The sequence below is a fragment of the Ochrobactrum sp. EDr1-4 genome (assembly GCF_049199085.1).
Classification (GTDB): domain Bacteria; phylum Pseudomonadota; class Alphaproteobacteria; order Rhizobiales; family Rhizobiaceae; genus Brucella.
The window spans coordinates 1-16,585 of the sequence record NZ_JBLZOF010000017.1 but is presented as its reverse complement, the minus strand read 5'-3'; the positions used below and the strand labels follow the sequence as shown (position 1 = coordinate 16,585).

The window sequence follows — 16,585 nt, the reverse complement described above, 5'->3', positions numbered from 1 at the left end:
AAGAGCTGTCGAGCTTCACCCCGACAGCTTCAGGCGGTTTTGGTTCCATACCGCCGGTCAAAATTCTTGGTTGAACCTCACATCAACAGAAGTATGCAATGACCTGAACCAGAAACATACTAACTGTTTCGACTGCAACGTATGAGAAGCAATGCGCTATCGCACTTGAACACGAAGTAGCTTTAACATCTGCTGTATAATCATTCTGGAATAATCTTGTTAAAAAGGCAGCACACAGAAGCGCACTGCCTTTGCCGACCAAAGCGGACTGGAGATCCCTTCAGTTTTTTAGTGCAAGCAGTCCTTCTACTTACACATAGGCACTTTTAGACTATAGACATTTAAATCTAAGTCAAACAAAAAACCCGACAGCGTAACTGTCGGGTTTCTTGTAACCAATCCGTTAGGATTAGAACGAACGCTGGAAACGAACCATACCCTGCCAAGCATCCTGACCCTTGAGAACCGACAGATCGTCGTTCCACTTGGTGTAGGAAACTTCTGGAGTTACTGTGAAGCCAGGAACCAGTTCGTAAGCTACGTTTGCAGTAGCTGCGAATGTTTCTGCTTCTTCGTAAGCGAGCTGAAGGTTGAAGGTAGCCTTGTCGGTTGCCTTGAACTTCGCGCCACCCCAAACAGCCCAATCGCCACCCCAGGTGCCGTAGAAACTGTCGATTGCACGGATACCACGGAACTGGCCGTTAGCATCTGTGAAGCCGTAGTATGTGTCGTTGTTCGACTTGTAGCCGCCCTGTACCCATACGGAGAACTGGTCAGTTACGTTTACGTCGAGGCGAACCTTACCAGCCCACTCTTCGTTACGTGCGTCGTAAGCTGCAACACCAGCGATCGAACCCCAGCCCTGAGCATACTTCAGGCCACCAACAACATGTGGTGTGTAGTCGTCGATTGTTACGTCGAAGTCAGCATCGCCATTGCCACCCTGTTCAAGAGCGATTACAGCTGAGAAGCCGTTGCCGCCAGTGAAGGTGTAGCTGATTGCGTTTGTGCGGTAGCCGCCAGCAAGGATCACGTCGTCGTTGATGACGTCGCCGAGGTAACCAGGGAAGGTTACGAATGCGGATTCGTCAAGACCAACGCGCAGACCACCGAGCTGAATGTAGCCGTAACGCAGAGTGCCGGTCGAACCTGAATCTTCGCCGTTCTGGTACTGGAAGCGAAGTTCCGAGTAGGTCTTCAGTGTGCCAAGTTCGGTTTCCGAAGCAGTCGAGAAACGAAGCGAGAAGCGTGTCAAGAAGTCGTAAGTGTCACGGTCTTTGCCACCCGACTGGGCGAGAACAACGTCACCATCTGGGTTACGAGTAAGACCGCCACCACGGTAGTAAACGTCGTCGCCGCCCTTAACGTCCGCACGAACGTAGCCGTGGATGCGCAGGCAGGTTTCGGTGCCTGGAATGTAGAAGTAGCCAGCGCCGTATGCATCGCAAACGCGGACGTATTCAACTGCTTCTGGCTCTGGAGCGACGATTGCGTCTGCTGCCTGAGCGCCGGTAGCTGCAACGAGAGCTGCAGCGGAGCCGAGGAGAAGGCTCTTAATGTTCATTTCTGACCTCCAGTCAAAATATAAAGTCCCGAGAGCTTTCTGCACTCGATCAACACGATATGGATAAGCCGATAACGAGTTTGTGTGCAACAAGCTTGAGACCAATTAGAATTTTAGAAGGAGCCAGTGTTGTAGTTTTATCACAATTTTGCCACGTGAATGGCAGCTTCGTCGCATTCTGCTGTTGTTTATTAATAAATTATTAATGCAATAATATTGGATATTTCGGCTGCTTCTACCGCTAACTGACAAGATTCGGATCGCGAATGATAAAACTATTTTCGTTTCTATTATGTAAAAACGTATGGCCCGCCCCGTTGCAAGAGGATTTTACGGTGTTCTGATCAGTCTGCGTCAACGTATACGGTCTCATGAGCAAGCTCATGGCCAAGATGGACATCCGCACGCTTAGAGCCCCAATTGTTGATTGCCGCTGAGAAGTGATGGGGTTGTCTAATCGCATTCGTCCCGTCAAGTATCTTTCTGTCTGATGACACTGCCGGCGCATGTTTGTCTTTGCGGTCGACATTTGCCGCCGCATCATAGGGTTTCGCAGGAGAAGCCTTCAAATGTGGACAACGCACTCGACTGAACCAGCCGTGCAACACCATCAGCGGAACGGCTCTACCCACGTCCCGGCAGGGACATCTTGGCGCTCAGATACCGAACGCAATCTGCAATTATAATTCAGCTTTTATGCTGCCGCTCCGACCTTCCTATCGAAGAATTCACCAGTTTTAAGCATCGCGTGCATTGTGACGGCGAGTTTTCGTGCAACAGCAACTGCCGCGCGTTTGAAGCCTACCCTCTCTCTTAATGTCACTCCCCATGCTCGAAGGCTGCTTTCAGCTGAAGTCAGCGTTAGAATTACTGTAGCAGCCTCAAAGAGAAGACCGCGTAAATGACGGTCGCCTCGACGGGATATGTGGCCATCATAATACACTTCCCCAGATTGCTAACGCCGGGTCGTCAACCCAAGCCACGCGCCCACAGAGCGCGACTTCTTGAAGTTGTCTGGATCCTCTATGGCAGACAGGAAGCTGGTAGCAGTAATCACTCCGATACCAGGGATAGACATCAAAATCCGGCACTCTTGCCTTTGTCTCGCGTCGGCTAGCATGCGTCTTTCAAGTGCAGAGGCCTTCAGCCGTACGCTGCGCCACGCCTCCAAAAGCGGCAACACTATGGACGCCAGAGCATCCTGATCGGCAAGCATATGACGGACATTCGCGTCGAAGATGCTTCCCTTGACCAGGGGAACGATCAGTCCAAAAGTTTTCATAACCCCGCGGATTTGGTTCGAGAGTTCAATGGTGATGCTGACCAACCGGGTACGGGCTGCAACGAGCGTGCGCGTGAGCATGCTGTCATAGCCTTTAATTCGAACTTCGCGAAAGAAACCAACTTCTGCCAAGTACGCAAGGCCGTCCGCATCATTTGCATCCGTCTTGTACGCCGCCATGTCCAGTGCTGCCTTCGCATGACGAGCATCGATGCAAATTGCAGGCAGCCCCTCTTCTTTTAAAGCATGATAAAACCATACGGACAACGGGCCGGTTTCGAAAACCACTCGTTCCACGAATGGCGCATGTTTGCGAACAATTTCAGCAATGGTTTTAGGATCAGATAAGCACTTCCCCCGCCATATTCGTTTGCCTTCGCGCCGAATAGAAATTGCTGTCTCTTTCTGCGAAACGTCAAGACCTATATAATCTTTCATGGCTGTTCTCCCCTCAGCTGCTTGGGCCCGGTGTTCAATCGTGAGCCTGCATTTCCATCATATCGCAGAGCAGCTGCCTTCCAATAATTGGATTGGCTTTAATCCCACGATTACCCCATGTGGATACCCCCTGCCAACGGCATCTCAATGTGTGTTAGTTTTCGTTTGAGTTTGATCCATTTTTCCATTCCGCCGTAATCCACTTACGCCTAATAAAACTGTTGTCGTTCAACTCACTACCACGGATGTGGGTGGTCTAACGCGAAATGGAAATGCGGTTTAAATCCTAGTGAAACTCGACAGTCAGTTAGCATACTGCGTAAAAAGAACGAATTCCGTTGCTTCATCTAGGTACTGAATGCCAATGCGACATTGCCGTGCTTTTCCCAGCTGGCGAATAGTTGACTTCGTTCGATTGCCGAGCTTGATGTTGAGAGCAAGGGCTCGCATCCGGTCTTCGTAGGAAGATATGAACTACCTCGTTGATAGTCCAAGCTTTCGTCCGCCCGCCATGAACGCCCTCCCCAACCAATCAAAAGCCATTCCCACGACGAGTCTCGAGCAAATTTTACGAGTAATCTTCGGGAAATGTTTCGCAATCATGCTGGGCTCAGCGCCTGGTTTGTCTTCATTTCAGAAAACAGCAGCCTACTGATTGAAAAGCTTCCTCCCCTTGCCTTCTGGGTCAGAGACCGCAAATAGCCACCAGGCGAATTGATGGTCGACAGTTTCTGGAAAATCCAAGCAATAGCGGTCGATGCAATTTCTGCACCCATAGAAGCTATCGCTTCATGATAGGCTGAGCGGCTGATGCCGAGGAATCCAGAGACTATTCGTGACGCATCATGGAGATCACGCCATGAAGCAATCCCGTTTGCCCCATATTCGAGGATATCAGGGCATGTTCGAAGCACCTGATCGAGAGAGATAGAAAGAGAAACCCGTCCTTGATTGTTTGTTTCGAGGTTCACAGAGATAGGTCTCTCATGAGAAGGCCCTTTCAAATCAATATTTTTAGTATTTGAAGATTCAAAAAGGGATTCTGGTAGGGATTCAATATGCTGCCGCTCAGATTGAGCGACACCGCCGCCCATTTCAGGAGCATTTTCTATATTTTTCAGGGTGATAGCTATTTCATCGTCAATAGCATCAAGATTGGCCTTGATGCCAGTCAGTTCGTCGATTGATGCACGGCGTGGAATGGTATCCACAACGTTACGGAAACGGACGAACAGCTTTTGAAGATTAGCACTATAGGTCCCGGAAACATTGGCGTTGTCTGCAAGTGCTGCCGCGATATCTCTTCGTATGACTGACACTTCATCGCGAAGCCGTTTCAGGGCTTTTTGATCGCTGAGAATTTGATCCGCAACGGCGGCGATTTGAGAGGCACGATCGAGCAAAGGTGCAAAGGAAAAGCCGAAGGCAAGTTCAATGCATCCTTCCCTGTCCTTATGCGCATAGCGTTTACGCGTTGGGCTATCTTTGCGTGCGATGATCCTTGCTTCAACGAGTGAAGCAAGATGGCGTCGCAATGTTGATTCCGGCATGCCGTGGGCACGCAGTGAAAGCTGACGATTGGACGGGAAAACAACCAGTCCGGTTTTCTCATTCATGTCGTCGTCTGGGAGAAATGACAAAAGCGAACTGAGCACTGCCAGACACCGATCATTGAGACCAAAGGCTGACTTGGCCACACAGAGTCGTTTGTAGATCACCCATCTGTTTACCTTACTCATATGCTTCTTCGGCAAATCAGAATTTTGGGCATACGTCCTCATTCGCCCACGCAAAGTGGACGTGACAGTCTGCAGAATTTGCATTCCCTCTTACCTTTCTATAGGCAAAAGAAATCAGCTCACCAAAAAGGTGCCAAGGACTCTTGACAGTGATTCGAGGAAATGCGATTCTTGATTTTGCTACAAACCTTGAAATCGGCTTCCACGACGGCAACGTTTTGGGGGCCTTTTTCTTTTTTGGTCTCTCCTTATTGACCGTTGATCCTATGCGTTTCCATCCCAATTAGGTCTGGGAACGCTCGTCAAACTCTTTAAGCAGGTCTGGCATACGATTCGCCAACCATTCAGCAAATTGGGTCTCTTGTTTTGGAATAGTCATCAAAACACCAGACGCGGTTGATTTCATTCGCCCATAAAGCCTCGAACCTAATGAAAATTGTTGCGTTTCATCAGTATCCACTTCTACAGACGTGGTATGTGACGGCTTTGCTGCTGCGAAAACTAATGCGAAGCGAGTCACGCTATCTGTGGTGATGAAATCGTCACTTTTTATCAGACTTCGAATGGCTTCCAACTGGTTAGAATCTTTCAAATTTTCTGCGAGGATAGTCCACTTTGGGCGACCAACCGATTTAGCACGGCCTATTGCATAGATCACATCCTCTGGCACTGTTGAGGTTACTTTGAAAAGATGTGAAACAGCCGCTTCACCGATCCCCAACACAGGACATATGGCACGATGCGAGAAACCAACTTTTTTCAGCTGAAGTGCCCACATTGCTTGTTCAATCCAAGTTAGGCCTTCGCGGACGCCGTTCTCCAGCGATTGCTCTTCGATTAACTGGCGATCTGTAAGATCCCGGACGAAAGCCTTAATCTTTATCGGTTCATTCTGTCCGCTTTCATCCATCAATGACTTGATGGCGGCGAGCCTCCGATAGCCATACGCTAATTGATACTGGCCCAATTTAGAGGGATGAGGCCGTACCAACACAGGTATTTTTTGGCCTTCTGTTGCAATCGAAACTTTAAGCAACTCTAATTCGTTATCGGTCTCCGCATCGCTTTCAAACCGATCCTTGAAAGGTGATCTTTCAATCTTGTTAGGGTCAAGCGTGACGATGCTATCTTCGTTTAGCTGTGTTAGAGCTCTACCGACGTTGGAAATGACGGGTGAAGAGTGGCGTCTCGCTAATGAACTTAATCCATTGACGTCAGTCGCGTCGTCGGATTCCACTCGATTTTCAGCATCAGCCATTCGCTTAAGGATATTTTTTTTCATGTGGATCGCTCCCATACCTTTTGGATTAAGGAAAGGATTTCAAAATTGACCCGATCTGCGCTTTCAAGTGCTCTTTTCAGTGCTTCGCGGCCAACCTCTCCAGACTCCAACTCGTAAAGTGTTTTCTTGGCAACTGCGGCCCCCGCAATAGCAGTTGATTCAAGTGCTTCGGCAACTAATACATCATCACCAAAAAGCCGTCGCATCACCCCGGACATATATTTTTGTGGTCCGTCGTTTGGATTTACACGAGTTAGCAAAAATTTGAAGTGATCGTGCTCAAACTGAGCGCCAAATTGCGCCAAGACATCGGACAAATCAGATATCATAATAAGAAATTGATTGCAGGATGCGACATCAAGCATTGCGGGATGTACGGTAACAATCAATGACGTTGCCGCGTAAAGAGCGGCTAAGGTCGTGTAACCTAGAGAAGGTGGTGTATCTAGGATCACTAGATCATACTGGTCTGCTACCGACGAGATGGCTTTTCCTAGCCTTTCAAAAAAAAGACCGAGATCGTCTCTGTTCCGAGACGTCAAATAGGACGGCGTATCAAACTCGAAGTCCATCAGTTCGAGATTGCCGGGAACTAGATCTACACCGGGGAAGTACGTAGCACGTATAACCTCAGATAAAGGGCGCCTCTCTTCATCATAGCGCAAGGCTGCGTAAGCGGTCTCGTTCTCTCCTAGATCAAACTCAGGTTGAATACCGAACATCGAAGTCATTGATGCTTGAGGGTCAAGATCGATGCAAAGAACCCTATAGCCTTGGAGGCCAAGGAAATGTGCCAAATGCACGGAAGTTGTCGTCTTCGAACTTCCCCCCTTGAAGTTGGAAGTAGCTAAGACCTGTATGCTCTCACCTGACCGGCGGTGAGGTAGCAACCCTATTGCCTCCTCAGGGCGCAGTTCTGCCAAAAACGATCTCAGCTCTTTAACCTGTTCGATTGTGTAGGTGCGGCGGTTGTTTTCAGCCCGTTCGGGCTGCGGCCCCTTCCCTTCTATGGTGAGGTGCCTCAAAGTGCTTTCGGGTACATTCAGTAAGCGTACGAGGTCGAGTGTTGAGAACGTACGTGTAAACGATTTGCGTGCTTGCGGTGGGTAAAATGCTTCCCGCATATCCCGCAGCTCCACTGAAAGCTTCGAAGTATAGGCTTCGATCTTTGATGCGGTGTCCCTGACGGTGTAGGTATTCGGCTGAAGCATTCTTCCCTCGTGACGGTTATGAACACGAAAAATGTTCATTACCGTCAAAGATAACAAAATTTTCCGATTCGACAACGATTTTTTAGTTAATAAAGGGTTAATGGCGGCTATTGATAACTTTACAACTGTAAAGGTGATCGTAGTGTCAGTGGGTGGTTGGAAACTTTACAGTTGTAAAGACCATGCTTGCATACCGTAGCCCGGTAGTGATGTCGTCCATAGCATCGGCGCGTCTGCTTTTTTCCCATTATATTGGTGGACAGGCGTCGAGCCGCCTAAAGACCGTGATGCATTGACGGATAGTCAAGAACTGCTCCGCCCATCTGCTGTTTAACCTGACGATGTAAATCGCTCTCGCCTCGTTTAAGGTGGTCGGTGATGGATACCTTCAACGCGCTGGGAGGAGGACGTGGTGTGCAATACATTGATCAGGTGATAATGTTTGCTGCGGGCATATGGATGAGTCTGGTCGGCTTTCGCCACATCAAATTCGACAGCCATCAGGAACGGTTCAATCACCTTGTTCGGCAATTTAAGTGGATGGGCCCGCTGTTAGTTCTGATTGCTGTTGTGCTGGTCTTTGCACCGCGACAATAAAGTGGGCGCCGGGCAAGTGTTCGGGCAGGCCGGAGGTAGGCCGTCAGCTATTTATCCGACTGGCGGATGATCTGCGAGAATTCCTTCTCTGGTATTGTCCTGCTGAAGGCGATTACAGGCGGTTCCCGCATAAAAAATTGCGGTGGTTGCTTCGCGTCGGCCGGACAGTAGCCTTCGATCTTAATTCGAGACGTTCGGGCTCGCTGTCAGTTGCTTTTGAAGCAGAATCCAATTGGCGATGGCGCCGGCCCTACAGAGTTCCCGCGCCAGCTCGACGAACGAGTTCGTCCACTACAACACGGACCCTCGGCAGCATGGTGCGGGTCGCTGGCCAAACCGCATTGAACGGAGACCGCACACGGCAACGATCCGGTAGCACCACGACCAGCTCACCCCTATCGATGCAAGACTGAACAAGTGACTGCGGCATTTGACACAAGCCAAAGCCTGCTGTTGCCATTGCGATGATAACCTCGCCATCGCTGGCTTGGTAGGTTGCCGGCGGGTCAAAAGACAGGATACGGTTCTCCTCGTCGAGAAAGCGCCAGGAAGTTGGTCGCTCAGGCTGGCTTCCCAAAATACAGGCGTGACGATGCAGGTCATTCTGGTTCACCGGCACACCGTGCGCTTCTAGATAGCTGGGCGCTGCACAAAGAAGCAGGCGTTGTGATCCTAGGGGGCGGGCAGCGATGTCGGCGCGATCCGGCAGCTCGCCGAACCGAAGGCACAGATCCACTCCTTCCTCCACGGGATCGATGATCCGATCCGAAAAGCTCGCTGCCAGGCGTAGATCGGGGTGTGCCCTGAGAATATCCAGTAGGACCGGCATGGCGACCAGACGACCAAATGCCGCCGGCATATCTACACGGAGTATACCCCGCACCGTACTTGCCTTCGAGCGGGCAGCGTCCTCCGCCGAACGTAGCTGATCAAGTGCGGCCTCGGCTTGCTCGAGATAAGCCGCGCCCTCCGGTGTCAGTGACAGCCGCCGTGTCGTCCTATGCAGCAGCTTGACGCCAAGCCGGTTTTCGAGTTGCACCACCGATTTGGCGGCGGCTGACTTGGTAATACCAAACCGAGCGGCAGCCGCAGTGAACGACCCGGATCTTACCGCGCTGATGAAGACTTCGACGCCAGCGAAAGTGTTTGTGATAGCCATCCTACGCGCCTCGATTGACATCCTCAAGTATACGATTTGGCGAACAATTGCGCAATTGTCGCCATGTCTGCGCGCGGTTATATCTGCTCTCAGTCCAAAGGAGTTATAGATGTCCCGTTTGTTCGTTCCGTTGAAGATTGGCGCTCTCGATTTGCCCAACCGCATCATCATGGCACCGCTCACCCGCAAGCGCGCTGGCGTCGAGCGCGTTCCGAACGCCATGATGGCGGAATACTATCGGCAACGGGCTGGAGCGGGTTTGATCCTGAGTGAAGCGACCTCCGTGTCTCCTCAAGCTGTCGGCTATTGGGGCACACCCGGCATATGGAATGATGCACAGGTGGAGGGGTGGAAACACGTCACCCAAGCGGTTCACGAAGCTGGTGGCCGCATGTTTCTGCAGCTGTGGCACGTTGGCCGCATCTCCGACCCGGAACTCCTCGATGGCGAACTTCCGGTAGCACCCAGTGCGATCCCCGCGGCTGGGCATGTCTCGTCGCTACGGCCGAAGCGGTCATATCCGGTGCCACGTGCGCTGGAAACCCAAGAAATTCCTGGGATCGTCGAGGATTTTCGCCGGGGCGCCGAGCGGGCGAAGGCGGCTGGCTTCGACGGGGTCGAACTGCATGCGGCCAATGGCTATCTCATCGACCAGTTTTTGCAGGACAAAACCAACAAGCGAACCGATCGATATGGCGGCTCGGTGGAGAACCGCGCCAGGTTCCTGCTCGAAATCGTGGATGCAGTGATCGAGGTGTGGGGTGCTGATCGTGTGGGAGTGCATCTCCGGCCTCGTGGCGAGGAACACGACATGGGCGACAGCAATCCCGGCGCGATCTTCGGTCACGTCGCCGACGAACTAGCGAAGCGGAAGCTCGCGTTCATTTTTGTCCGTGAGATCGAAGCCGAAGACAGTTTGCTCGGCGAGATCAAGCGCCGATTTGGTGGCCCGGTCATTGCCAACGAACTTATGTCCCAGGAAGACGGCGAGCGGTTTATCGAAGCCAGCATTGCCGACGCGCTGGCATTTGGGCGCGACTACATCGCCACTCCCGACCTTGCAGAACGCCTTCAGCAGGGCCTACCCCTGAACATACCGAACAAGGATACGTTCTACGGCGAAGGTCCAGAGGGTTACATTGACTATCCGAGATTCTCGCCGTTGCCTTGTTAAGGCGGTCCGCTTAGCTGACCTTGCCACCTTGTTGAATGGCATCCGTCGCAAGTTTCGGGCATTTTCGCGGTAGCAGTAAGTCAGAGCCACTATACGCCAAATACGGCTTGCACACCCTCCGCAAGCGGGAAACTCGCTTTGGTGCCGGTGCTTACCGTGTTCGTAATCGAAGCCTCGCTCTTTCGTAGATTAAAGGGATCTCCCGATGCCACAGCTTTGAAGCACTTGATGACAGTCATTTCCTGTCAGAAATGCTCCTTATCGCCTGTCAACCATGTGTGATACCTCCTCCGGCGCGAAGCGCTATGCACACCATGATTGTTTCCGCAACCTCCTCTTTCGAGGCAGCAGCCTGGATAGCCCGCTTCGCGTGATCGGCAATGCAGCTAGAACACTGCGTTGTCGATTAATCCGTTCAAAGGATAATGGTTTCCCCATCACCGGGAGTGCGCAGCTTGTCGGCGAAACCGTTGATCCGGGCAAACGCCCGTAGGTCAGCCCGGCTCACAGTGCAGTGGTTCACTGCTTCCATATGGCTGCCGATCAGGAGGGTTTCTGGGACGGCTTTGTGGACCGAAAGCACATCTTGCGTTCCCATGATGATGCCGCCCTCGATCCCTACGACCATCGCATAGCCGGTGTTCAGGATCGCCACATCTGGACGATGCGTTTTCAGAGCTGTCGCTACCCGTTCGTGCCAGATCGTGTCGCCAGCCAGATAGACGGTCTTTAGTCCGGCTTTCTTGAACACGACACCGCACGCCTCACCGAGAAGGTTGCCGATCTTGGCGTAGTGCGCCTCGGTCCCGTGACGGCCGTCCGTCTTGATGAGCTGTACACCCTTGAAGCTGGACGTGTCCGAAAGCACGCGTACGTCGGAAAAACCCTGTTCCCGGATGGTTGCAGTATCCGCGTCGTTTTGCGCGAAAATCGGCAGCGCCCTCGCCAGAACCTTGCCCGCTTCTTCATCCCAATGGTCTTCGTGCAGATGGGTGACGATCACCGCGTCCACGTCGATGATTTCTTCCTTCGTTATCGGAAGATGCACAAGGGGATTGCGCTCCTCGCTGTTCACCGAGCCTTCAAAACCCGGCCAGGCGTGACGGTCCGAAAGCATCGGATCGACAAGAAAGCGAACGCCGCCATAGGCGATATGGAGCGTTGCGTTGCGTATCTGCGTGATTTTCACACTGCCCTGCGGCGTGGCGGTAACCTGCGCGCTTGTCGGAAAGGCACTGGCGACAAGCGCAGGACCCGATAGGGCAAAAAGCTCTCTGCGTGTGGTCATGATAGTTTTCTCCCGAACAGGCCGTTAGCGAGCGAGGAAGGCGTCGGTGGAGATCACTTCGCCATAGCCAAAGGAAAGCGCTGCCATCAGCGCCGCGTGCACCTGTGCCGCCGGAGTGGTGACACCGTCGAAGTTCAGATCAAGCGTTGCGCAGGCATCGTGAATCGTTGTGGTTTTGTAGCCCAGATCGTTGGCTGCGCGCACCGTCGCATCGACGCACATATGGCTCATCGCGCCGACGACCACGACGTCCTCAATGCCGTTTTCCTTGAGCAGATCGCTCAACCCGGTTTCGCGGAAGGAGTTAGGGAAGTGCTTGGTGATGACGGGCTCATCATCCTTCGGCAGCACGGCTTGATTGATCTTGGCACCGTCGCTGTCGGGCACGAAGAGTTGTGCTCCGGGCATCTCGTGGCGAATGTTAATGACCAGATCACCTTTTGCGCGGGCATGAGCCATGACGCTTGCGGCATTGGTGGCTGCGGCGTCGATGCCATGAAGCGGGAGGTTGCCCGATGGCCAATATTCATTTTGAAGGTCAACGACCAGAATAGCGCGCTTCGACATGTCGAAAAATCCTTTCAGAGTTAGTTGTTGCTTGCGCCGAATATCGTTTCAGGTGAGTGTTGTCGCAATTGGCGAAAACGACATAATGAAGGGCGATATCGACAATGGCACATGTGCGGATAGGGATCCTGCTTTACCCAGGTGCGCAGACGTCGGCTGTGCTAGGGTTGACCGACCTGTTCAAGGTCGCTTGCCGGTTGGCTGATAATGTCGTTTCCGCTACCCCGCGTCTGTTAGTGCTGCATTTGCAGGTCGAGGGCGATGAAGAGCCCGATATTGTTTTCCAAAGCGAGCCCGACGCAAGCGGGGAGGTCGCAGGTCCTTGCGACGTGCTGATCCTGCCGCCTTCGCTGGAGCCACCAATATCGGCAGAAGTTGCCACGCCGCTTGCGCGCTGGCTGCGCACACGTCATGGTGAGGGTTCGGTATTGGCTTCCCTCTGCGCCGGAGCCTTTCTTCTGGCGGAAACCGGGCTTCTCGGCGGACGAACGATCACAACCCACTGGGGTTCTGCCGATGCCTTCCGCAATCGCTTCCCTGATGTGTCGCTCGATACAGATCGGCTGATCATCGACGGTGGTGATATCATCTCGGTGGGTGGACTGATGGCATGGACTGATCTTGGCCTGAAGCTTGTGGAGCGTTTTCTTGGTCCTGTGGTAATGGCACAGACCGCACGAATGCTGTTGATTGATCCACCGGGACGAGAGCAGCGTTATTATAGCGGGTTCGCTCCACGGCTGACCCATGGGGACGCAGCGATCCTTAAGGCCCAGCATTTTCTTCAGGCGAATGGTGGCAAAGAAGCACGACTTGCGATCTTGGCCGAACAGGCAGGATTGGAACAACGCACCTTCCTGCGTCGTTTCCAGAAAGCCACTGGTATGACCGCCACCGACTACGCTCAACGCTTACGAGTCGCCAAGGCCCAGGAGCTTTTGCAGTTCGGCCAATCTCCCATTGAACGCATCGCTTGGGAGGTCGGCTATTCTGATCCCGGTGCGTTCAGCAAAATCTTCGTTCGCATTGTTGGACTGTCGCCAGGAGAATATCGCCAACGGTTCCGGGCCTGACCATGTTTCCTGACGGCCTGATACCGCATATAACCCGATTTTCAGGACAAGTTGGTGGTCTGAAATCAAAAATGTTTTGGTGCAAAAGGCGGCTGTAGGACTTAGTGGGCATCATGAGGATCCCGCGGTGCCCAACGGCTGCTTTCTTGTTTAGTCTGTTTGAAAGCTTACTAGCCTCTTCACACCCCAAAGCTGCCGAAGAGCTTCCGCCCCCCTTGCAACCGTTTGTCGTTATGAATGACTTTCCATGAAGTGAACGCTAAGATGGTAGAGTTGGCGCCGATGTTGGAGATTTCCGCGGCAAAAAAGATAGAAAATTGACAGCAAAATCAAAATTTACATGGCCCTTAAGCACTAACGGAAAGAGAAATTATGCGGAAGATGGCGGTTATCCTAAGTGCCATTGCCTTGACGTATTCGATCCCCGCGAAGGCTGATCGACTTGTTTGTTCTGAATCGGAGCATCTGCGCTACATGAGGATGGTCGGCGAGGTTGGCGAGATGGGAATCGCCCTTAACCCTGTGGGACAAGATCGTGCGGCTTTTGAAAGGTTGAAAGCAGCATATGAAAAGCTCAACCTGAAGGGACAGAAGACCTCGCTGTACGTCGCGCATATTCCCACCGGTCAGATTTATAGTCAGACATGTGCGAAAGAGCGTTGTACGATGGAAGAAATGTCAGCACCCGAACAGATCTGTTTGATCGATCATATGAACCAATGTAGCTATGTTGCGCTTCGTTTCCGGGGCGAAGAGTTCTGCCTACTCCGTTCACCGCAAAACTAAACGTTTGATCCCCGGCAATTTTATGGATTTTCCGGCACGATCGCCTAACTCCGTTCGGTATGCAGCGAGTTTGTCTCGGAAATCCCGAACTTTGCATTCTCACGCGAATTTCTGTCGCAATAGTCGAGCAAGAATATCCGACTTACATGACAGATTTTTGCGGCACTACAGGCTGCGTCTACCCTCTCGCTGCTCGCAAACCGACTGACGGCATCCCACGCCATTTTCGACATGAGCGGATCAGTTCCGCAATGGAGGCTCGGGCCTATAGCAATCTGGATGCCCGCCCGCTGCGCCGTTTGACGTTGTTGTAATAGTCGGAGGCCTGCTGCACGGAACGATGGCGCGATTGTTCCATGGCTTCCGGCAGGGAGATGCCGCGATTGGCCGCTTCGGTGAGATAGCCGGAGCGCAGGCCGTGCGCTGAAAACTCCTCCGGCTTAAGCCCTGCCATTTGCGCGCGTTGCTTGACGATCCGGTTAACGGCGCTGGGTTCGAGCGCTCGTACGGAAACATTGCCCCAGCGATCGACTTTTCGAAACACGCTGCCCTTGTCGATCTTGGCCGCTTCCAGCCAACGGGTGAGGGCTTCGACGGGACGACCGGTCAGATAAACGATCTCGTCCTGATCGCCGCCACTGGTTTTGGTGCGACCGAGATGCATGCCAAGCGAGGGGAGGGCGGAGCCGTCCTCATCGGCGACAGGCGCCTGTTTGACGAGTTGTTCCGTTCGCAAGCCTGCTATTTCGCTGCGACGGCGACCGCCCGAGGCAAAGGCCACCATCAGGATTGCTTGGTCGCGGAGCGCGGTCAGATCATCGCCCGAACACGTTGCCAGCAGTTTGCTCAAAATGTCGCCGGTGATGGCGCTAGCGCTCTTGCGGCTTCGCGGCCGGTTAACGGCTCGAACGGCAAGCCGGAGGGCGGATTTAACGGCAGGCGACGAAAACGAACCTTCCAGACCGCGCCAGCGTGTGAGTGTTGACCAGTTGGCAAGACGCCGGCGAACGGTTGCCGGCGCATGGGGCCCCGAGACGCGTAGAAAGCCTTGCTGGCGCAATTCTTCTTCTATGCCTGCCGGCATGCCGTGATCGGGTTCGATCTCGCGCTGCTGCGGCCGCCAGAGATGATGGGCAACGAATTTCAGCAACAGGGCTTCGGGCGCGGGGAAGGGCAGGGGGCTGTCGGTTGCAGCCATCGACCAAGCTTCGAGATAGGCCAGATCCGAAGTCAGCGCGCGCAGGGTGTTTTCGCCCATGCCTTCATTGACCAGGTGGCGCAGGGTTTCGATATCCTGATCGGTCAATATTTCGGCCAGCATGTCGCGACGGTTCATTGGTAGCACAGCTGCAAACGTATCCAGCTGCTGGGTGCGCCATTCGATCGGCTTTTCTTCAGCCATTGTTAAACCATTGAAGATTCAGGGTGCAATTTAAGATCGGTCTTCCCGAAATCCTGTCCTTTAAACAGCAGCGGTGCTTTAGCAACACTGGCCACAGCATAGGAATAGCAGTCGCCCATGTTCAGCGCCGCCGGATGGCGTCCTTTGCCAAATCGATCAAATGCTTGTTCAGCGGCGCGATAATGCGCTTGATCGAAAGCTATTGCAGTGATGTTTGGCAAATCCACGAGCTGGTCGATAATTGCAGCGGCATTCTGAAATCCCTTGCCTGTTAGAACCATCCGGGTTTCCAACAGCGTCGGCCAACCGATAATCACTGCCTCACGCCGCACCAGACGTTCAAAGGATATAGCTTCCGGCTCCCGCAGCGCCATCGCCAGGATAATCGACGTATCGATGGCGATCATCGTGGCAATCCGTGCTCATCGTAGAGATCATCATGTGCAGAGGTCATACCCTTTGGCACATCCCGGCGGCCTTCTGCCATGAGATCCAGAAGCGCATCCATAGGGGTGAGTGCCTGCTGCTGGCGCAGTTCCTGATCGTAGCGCTCCAGCGCCCGCTCGACGAGCTTATTAATCGGCTGGCCAGTGCGTTTGGCCAGAGCATGGGCGAGATCACGGGCTTTGGAGCTGCGCACAGACAGCTGTGGTTCAGACATTGCCATTCCTCATTACTTTTGCAGATTATATAGCAATTAGCGGTTTAGATGGCAAGTTTTCGACATAAGATGGCTCACCTCCGATAACCTGTACTTATCGAAGGTTATAAGTCCACACTAGAAGCATCATAAGTGCTGAAACAAAAAGGCTAATTAGCTTATAATTAACACTTCATTTACTATAATTTCAATGTGTTACGAACTCGACCAATTGCCTCTCAAGACCTACTATCGGGGGTAAGCGGGGCATATCCGTTGGCGGTGCCATTTTGGCAGGCAGTCGCGTATAATCGCAATCTATCATAATCTGGTCTGCGGCAGAAGACTGCTTCCAATTGCATTTTGAAGAAGGCTCGGATGAC

Annotated in this window: 14 protein-coding genes and 2 pseudogenes; 4 read left to right on the top strand and 12 right to left on the bottom strand. The window is 52.7% G+C overall.

From position 1 onward, the window contains the following. Positions 1 to 409: 409 nt before the first annotated feature. The 5 genes and pseudogenes from ACOZHT_RS23790 to repA form a co-directional block, all read right to left on the bottom strand. Positions 410 to 1,564: a porin gene (locus ACOZHT_RS23790; RefSeq protein ID WP_421566956.1), complete on the bottom strand. Its 1,155-nt coding sequence runs from the start codon at positions 1,562 to 1,564 to the stop codon at positions 410 to 412. 694 nt (positions 1,565 to 2,258) lie between these two features. Further along, positions 2,259 to 3,284, bottom strand: a pseudogene (locus tag ACOZHT_RS23785) (IS110 family transposase). 599 nt (positions 3,285 to 3,883) lie between these two features. Then, complete coding sequence (repC, locus tag ACOZHT_RS23780; RefSeq protein ID WP_421566954.1) at positions 3,884 to 5,107, bottom strand: plasmid replication protein RepC; 1,224 nt, start codon at positions 5,105 to 5,107, stop codon at positions 3,884 to 3,886. Between the two features lie 199 nt (positions 5,108 to 5,306). Next, positions 5,307 to 6,305, bottom strand: a complete 999-nt coding sequence (repB, locus tag ACOZHT_RS23775) for a plasmid partitioning protein RepB (protein ID WP_421566952.1) — start codon at positions 6,303 to 6,305, stop codon at positions 5,307 to 5,309. After that, complete coding sequence (repA, locus tag ACOZHT_RS23770) at positions 6,302 to 7,516, bottom strand: plasmid partitioning protein RepA (RefSeq protein WP_421566950.1); 1,215 nt, start codon at positions 7,514 to 7,516, stop codon at positions 6,302 to 6,304. The genes repB and repA overlap by 4 nt, the downstream gene beginning before the upstream one ends. Before the next feature lie 378 nt (positions 7,517 to 7,894). Between repA and ACOZHT_RS23765 the strand changes: the two genes are divergently transcribed. Continuing rightward, positions 7,895 to 8,113, top strand: a complete 219-nt coding sequence (locus tag ACOZHT_RS23765) for a hypothetical protein (protein WP_215779821.1) — start codon at positions 7,895 to 7,897, stop codon at positions 8,111 to 8,113. Between the two features lie 250 nt (positions 8,114 to 8,363). Here ACOZHT_RS23765 and ACOZHT_RS23760 read toward each other — a convergent pair whose 3' ends face one another. Further along, complete coding sequence (locus tag ACOZHT_RS23760) at positions 8,364 to 9,272, bottom strand: LysR family transcriptional regulator (protein ID WP_215779823.1); 909 nt, start codon at positions 9,270 to 9,272, stop codon at positions 8,364 to 8,366. A gap of 109 nt (positions 9,273 to 9,381) precedes the next feature. Here ACOZHT_RS23760 and ACOZHT_RS23755 point away from each other — a divergent pair, with 109 nt between their 5' ends. Next, the gene (locus ACOZHT_RS23755; protein WP_421566947.1) at positions 9,382 to 10,446 is read left to right on the top strand and encodes an alkene reductase; all 1,065 of its coding nucleotides are present in this window, start codon (positions 9,382 to 9,384) and stop codon (positions 10,444 to 10,446) included. Between the two features lie 268 nt (positions 10,447 to 10,714). Here ACOZHT_RS23755 and ACOZHT_RS23750 read toward each other — a convergent pair. The 3 genes and pseudogenes from ACOZHT_RS23750 to ACOZHT_RS23740 all read right to left on the bottom strand — a co-directional run. Further along, positions 10,715 to 10,837 (bottom strand): annotated as a pseudogene (locus ACOZHT_RS23750) (carboxymuconolactone decarboxylase family protein); the annotation flags it as partial. A 24-nt stretch (positions 10,838 to 10,861) separates the two neighbouring features. Next, positions 10,862 to 11,734 carry an MBL fold metallo-hydrolase gene (locus ACOZHT_RS23745; RefSeq protein WP_421566945.1) on the bottom strand — a complete coding sequence of 291 codons (873 nt, stop codon included), beginning with the start codon at positions 11,732 to 11,734 and terminating at the stop codon, positions 10,862 to 10,864. Between the two features lie 24 nt (positions 11,735 to 11,758). After that, positions 11,759 to 12,301 carry a cysteine hydrolase family protein gene (locus ACOZHT_RS23740; protein ID WP_421566943.1) on the bottom strand — a complete coding sequence of 181 codons (543 nt, stop codon included), beginning with the start codon at positions 12,299 to 12,301 and terminating at the stop codon, positions 11,759 to 11,761. 104 nt (positions 12,302 to 12,405) lie between these two features. On the opposite strand from ACOZHT_RS23740, the gene ACOZHT_RS23735 reads away from it, so the two are divergent. Then, positions 12,406 to 13,374: a GlxA family transcriptional regulator gene (locus ACOZHT_RS23735; protein ID WP_421566941.1), complete on the top strand. Its 969-nt coding sequence runs from the start codon at positions 12,406 to 12,408 to the stop codon at positions 13,372 to 13,374. A gap of 372 nt (positions 13,375 to 13,746) precedes the next feature. Beyond that, the gene (locus ACOZHT_RS23730) at positions 13,747 to 14,160 is read left to right on the top strand and encodes a hypothetical protein (RefSeq protein WP_421566939.1); all 414 of its coding nucleotides are present in this window, start codon (positions 13,747 to 13,749) and stop codon (positions 14,158 to 14,160) included. Between the two features lie 265 nt (positions 14,161 to 14,425). On the opposite strand, the gene ACOZHT_RS23725 is transcribed toward ACOZHT_RS23730, so the two are convergent. Genes ACOZHT_RS23725 through ACOZHT_RS23715 form a run of 3 tightly spaced genes read right to left on the bottom strand, consistent with a single transcriptional unit; the run spans position 14,426 to position 16,223 of the window. Continuing rightward, positions 14,426 to 15,562 (bottom strand): site-specific integrase, encoded by a 1,137-nt coding sequence (locus ACOZHT_RS23725; RefSeq protein ID WP_421566937.1) that lies wholly within the window; start codon positions 15,560 to 15,562, stop codon positions 14,426 to 14,428. A 2-nt stretch (positions 15,563 to 15,564) separates the two neighbouring features. Next, the gene (locus tag ACOZHT_RS23720) at positions 15,565 to 15,969 is read right to left on the bottom strand and encodes a type II toxin-antitoxin system VapC family toxin (RefSeq protein WP_421566935.1); all 405 of its coding nucleotides are present in this window, start codon (positions 15,967 to 15,969) and stop codon (positions 15,565 to 15,567) included. Beyond that, positions 15,966 to 16,223, bottom strand: a complete 258-nt coding sequence (locus ACOZHT_RS23715; protein WP_421566933.1) for a type II toxin-antitoxin system VapB family antitoxin — start codon at positions 16,221 to 16,223, stop codon at positions 15,966 to 15,968. The genes ACOZHT_RS23720 and ACOZHT_RS23715 overlap by 4 nt, the downstream gene beginning before the upstream one ends. Between the last annotated feature and the right edge of the window lie 362 nt (positions 16,224 to 16,585).

Excerpts from the sequence above, each read along its gene's own strand:
- ACOZHT_RS23790 (WP_421566956.1), bottom strand. The coding sequence starts at position 1,564 with ATGAACATTAAGAGCCTTCTCCTCGGCTCCGCTGCAGCTCTCGTTGCA.
- repC (WP_421566954.1), bottom strand. The coding sequence starts at position 5,107 with ATGCAAATTCTGCAGACTGTCACGTCCACTTTGCGTGGGCGAATGAGG.
- repB (WP_421566952.1), bottom strand. The coding sequence starts at position 6,305 with ATGAAAAAAAATATCCTTAAGCGAATGGCTGATGCTGAAAATCGAGTG.
- repA (WP_421566950.1), bottom strand. The coding sequence starts at position 7,516 with ATGCTTCAGCCGAATACCTACACCGTCAGGGACACCGCATCAAAGATC.
- ACOZHT_RS23765 (WP_215779821.1), top strand. The coding sequence starts at position 7,895 with ATGGATACCTTCAACGCGCTGGGAGGAGGACGTGGTGTGCAATACATT.
- ACOZHT_RS23760 (WP_215779823.1), bottom strand. The coding sequence starts at position 9,272 with ATGGCTATCACAAACACTTTCGCTGGCGTCGAAGTCTTCATCAGCGCG.
- ACOZHT_RS23755 (WP_421566947.1), top strand. The coding sequence starts at position 9,382 with ATGTCCCGTTTGTTCGTTCCGTTGAAGATTGGCGCTCTCGATTTGCCC.
- ACOZHT_RS23745 (WP_421566945.1), bottom strand. The coding sequence starts at position 11,734 with ATGACCACACGCAGAGAGCTTTTTGCCCTATCGGGTCCTGCGCTTGTC.
- ACOZHT_RS23740 (WP_421566943.1), bottom strand. The coding sequence starts at position 12,301 with ATGTCGAAGCGCGCTATTCTGGTCGTTGACCTTCAAAATGAATATTGG.
- ACOZHT_RS23735 (WP_421566941.1), top strand. The coding sequence starts at position 12,406 with ATGGCACATGTGCGGATAGGGATCCTGCTTTACCCAGGTGCGCAGACG.
- ACOZHT_RS23730 (WP_421566939.1), top strand. The coding sequence starts at position 13,747 with ATGCGGAAGATGGCGGTTATCCTAAGTGCCATTGCCTTGACGTATTCG.
- ACOZHT_RS23725 (WP_421566937.1), bottom strand. The coding sequence starts at position 15,562 with ATGGCTGAAGAAAAGCCGATCGAATGGCGCACCCAGCAGCTGGATACG.
- ACOZHT_RS23720 (WP_421566935.1), bottom strand. The coding sequence starts at position 15,969 with ATGATCGCCATCGATACGTCGATTATCCTGGCGATGGCGCTGCGGGAG.
- ACOZHT_RS23715 (WP_421566933.1), bottom strand. The coding sequence starts at position 16,223 with ATGTCTGAACCACAGCTGTCTGTGCGCAGCTCCAAAGCCCGTGATCTC.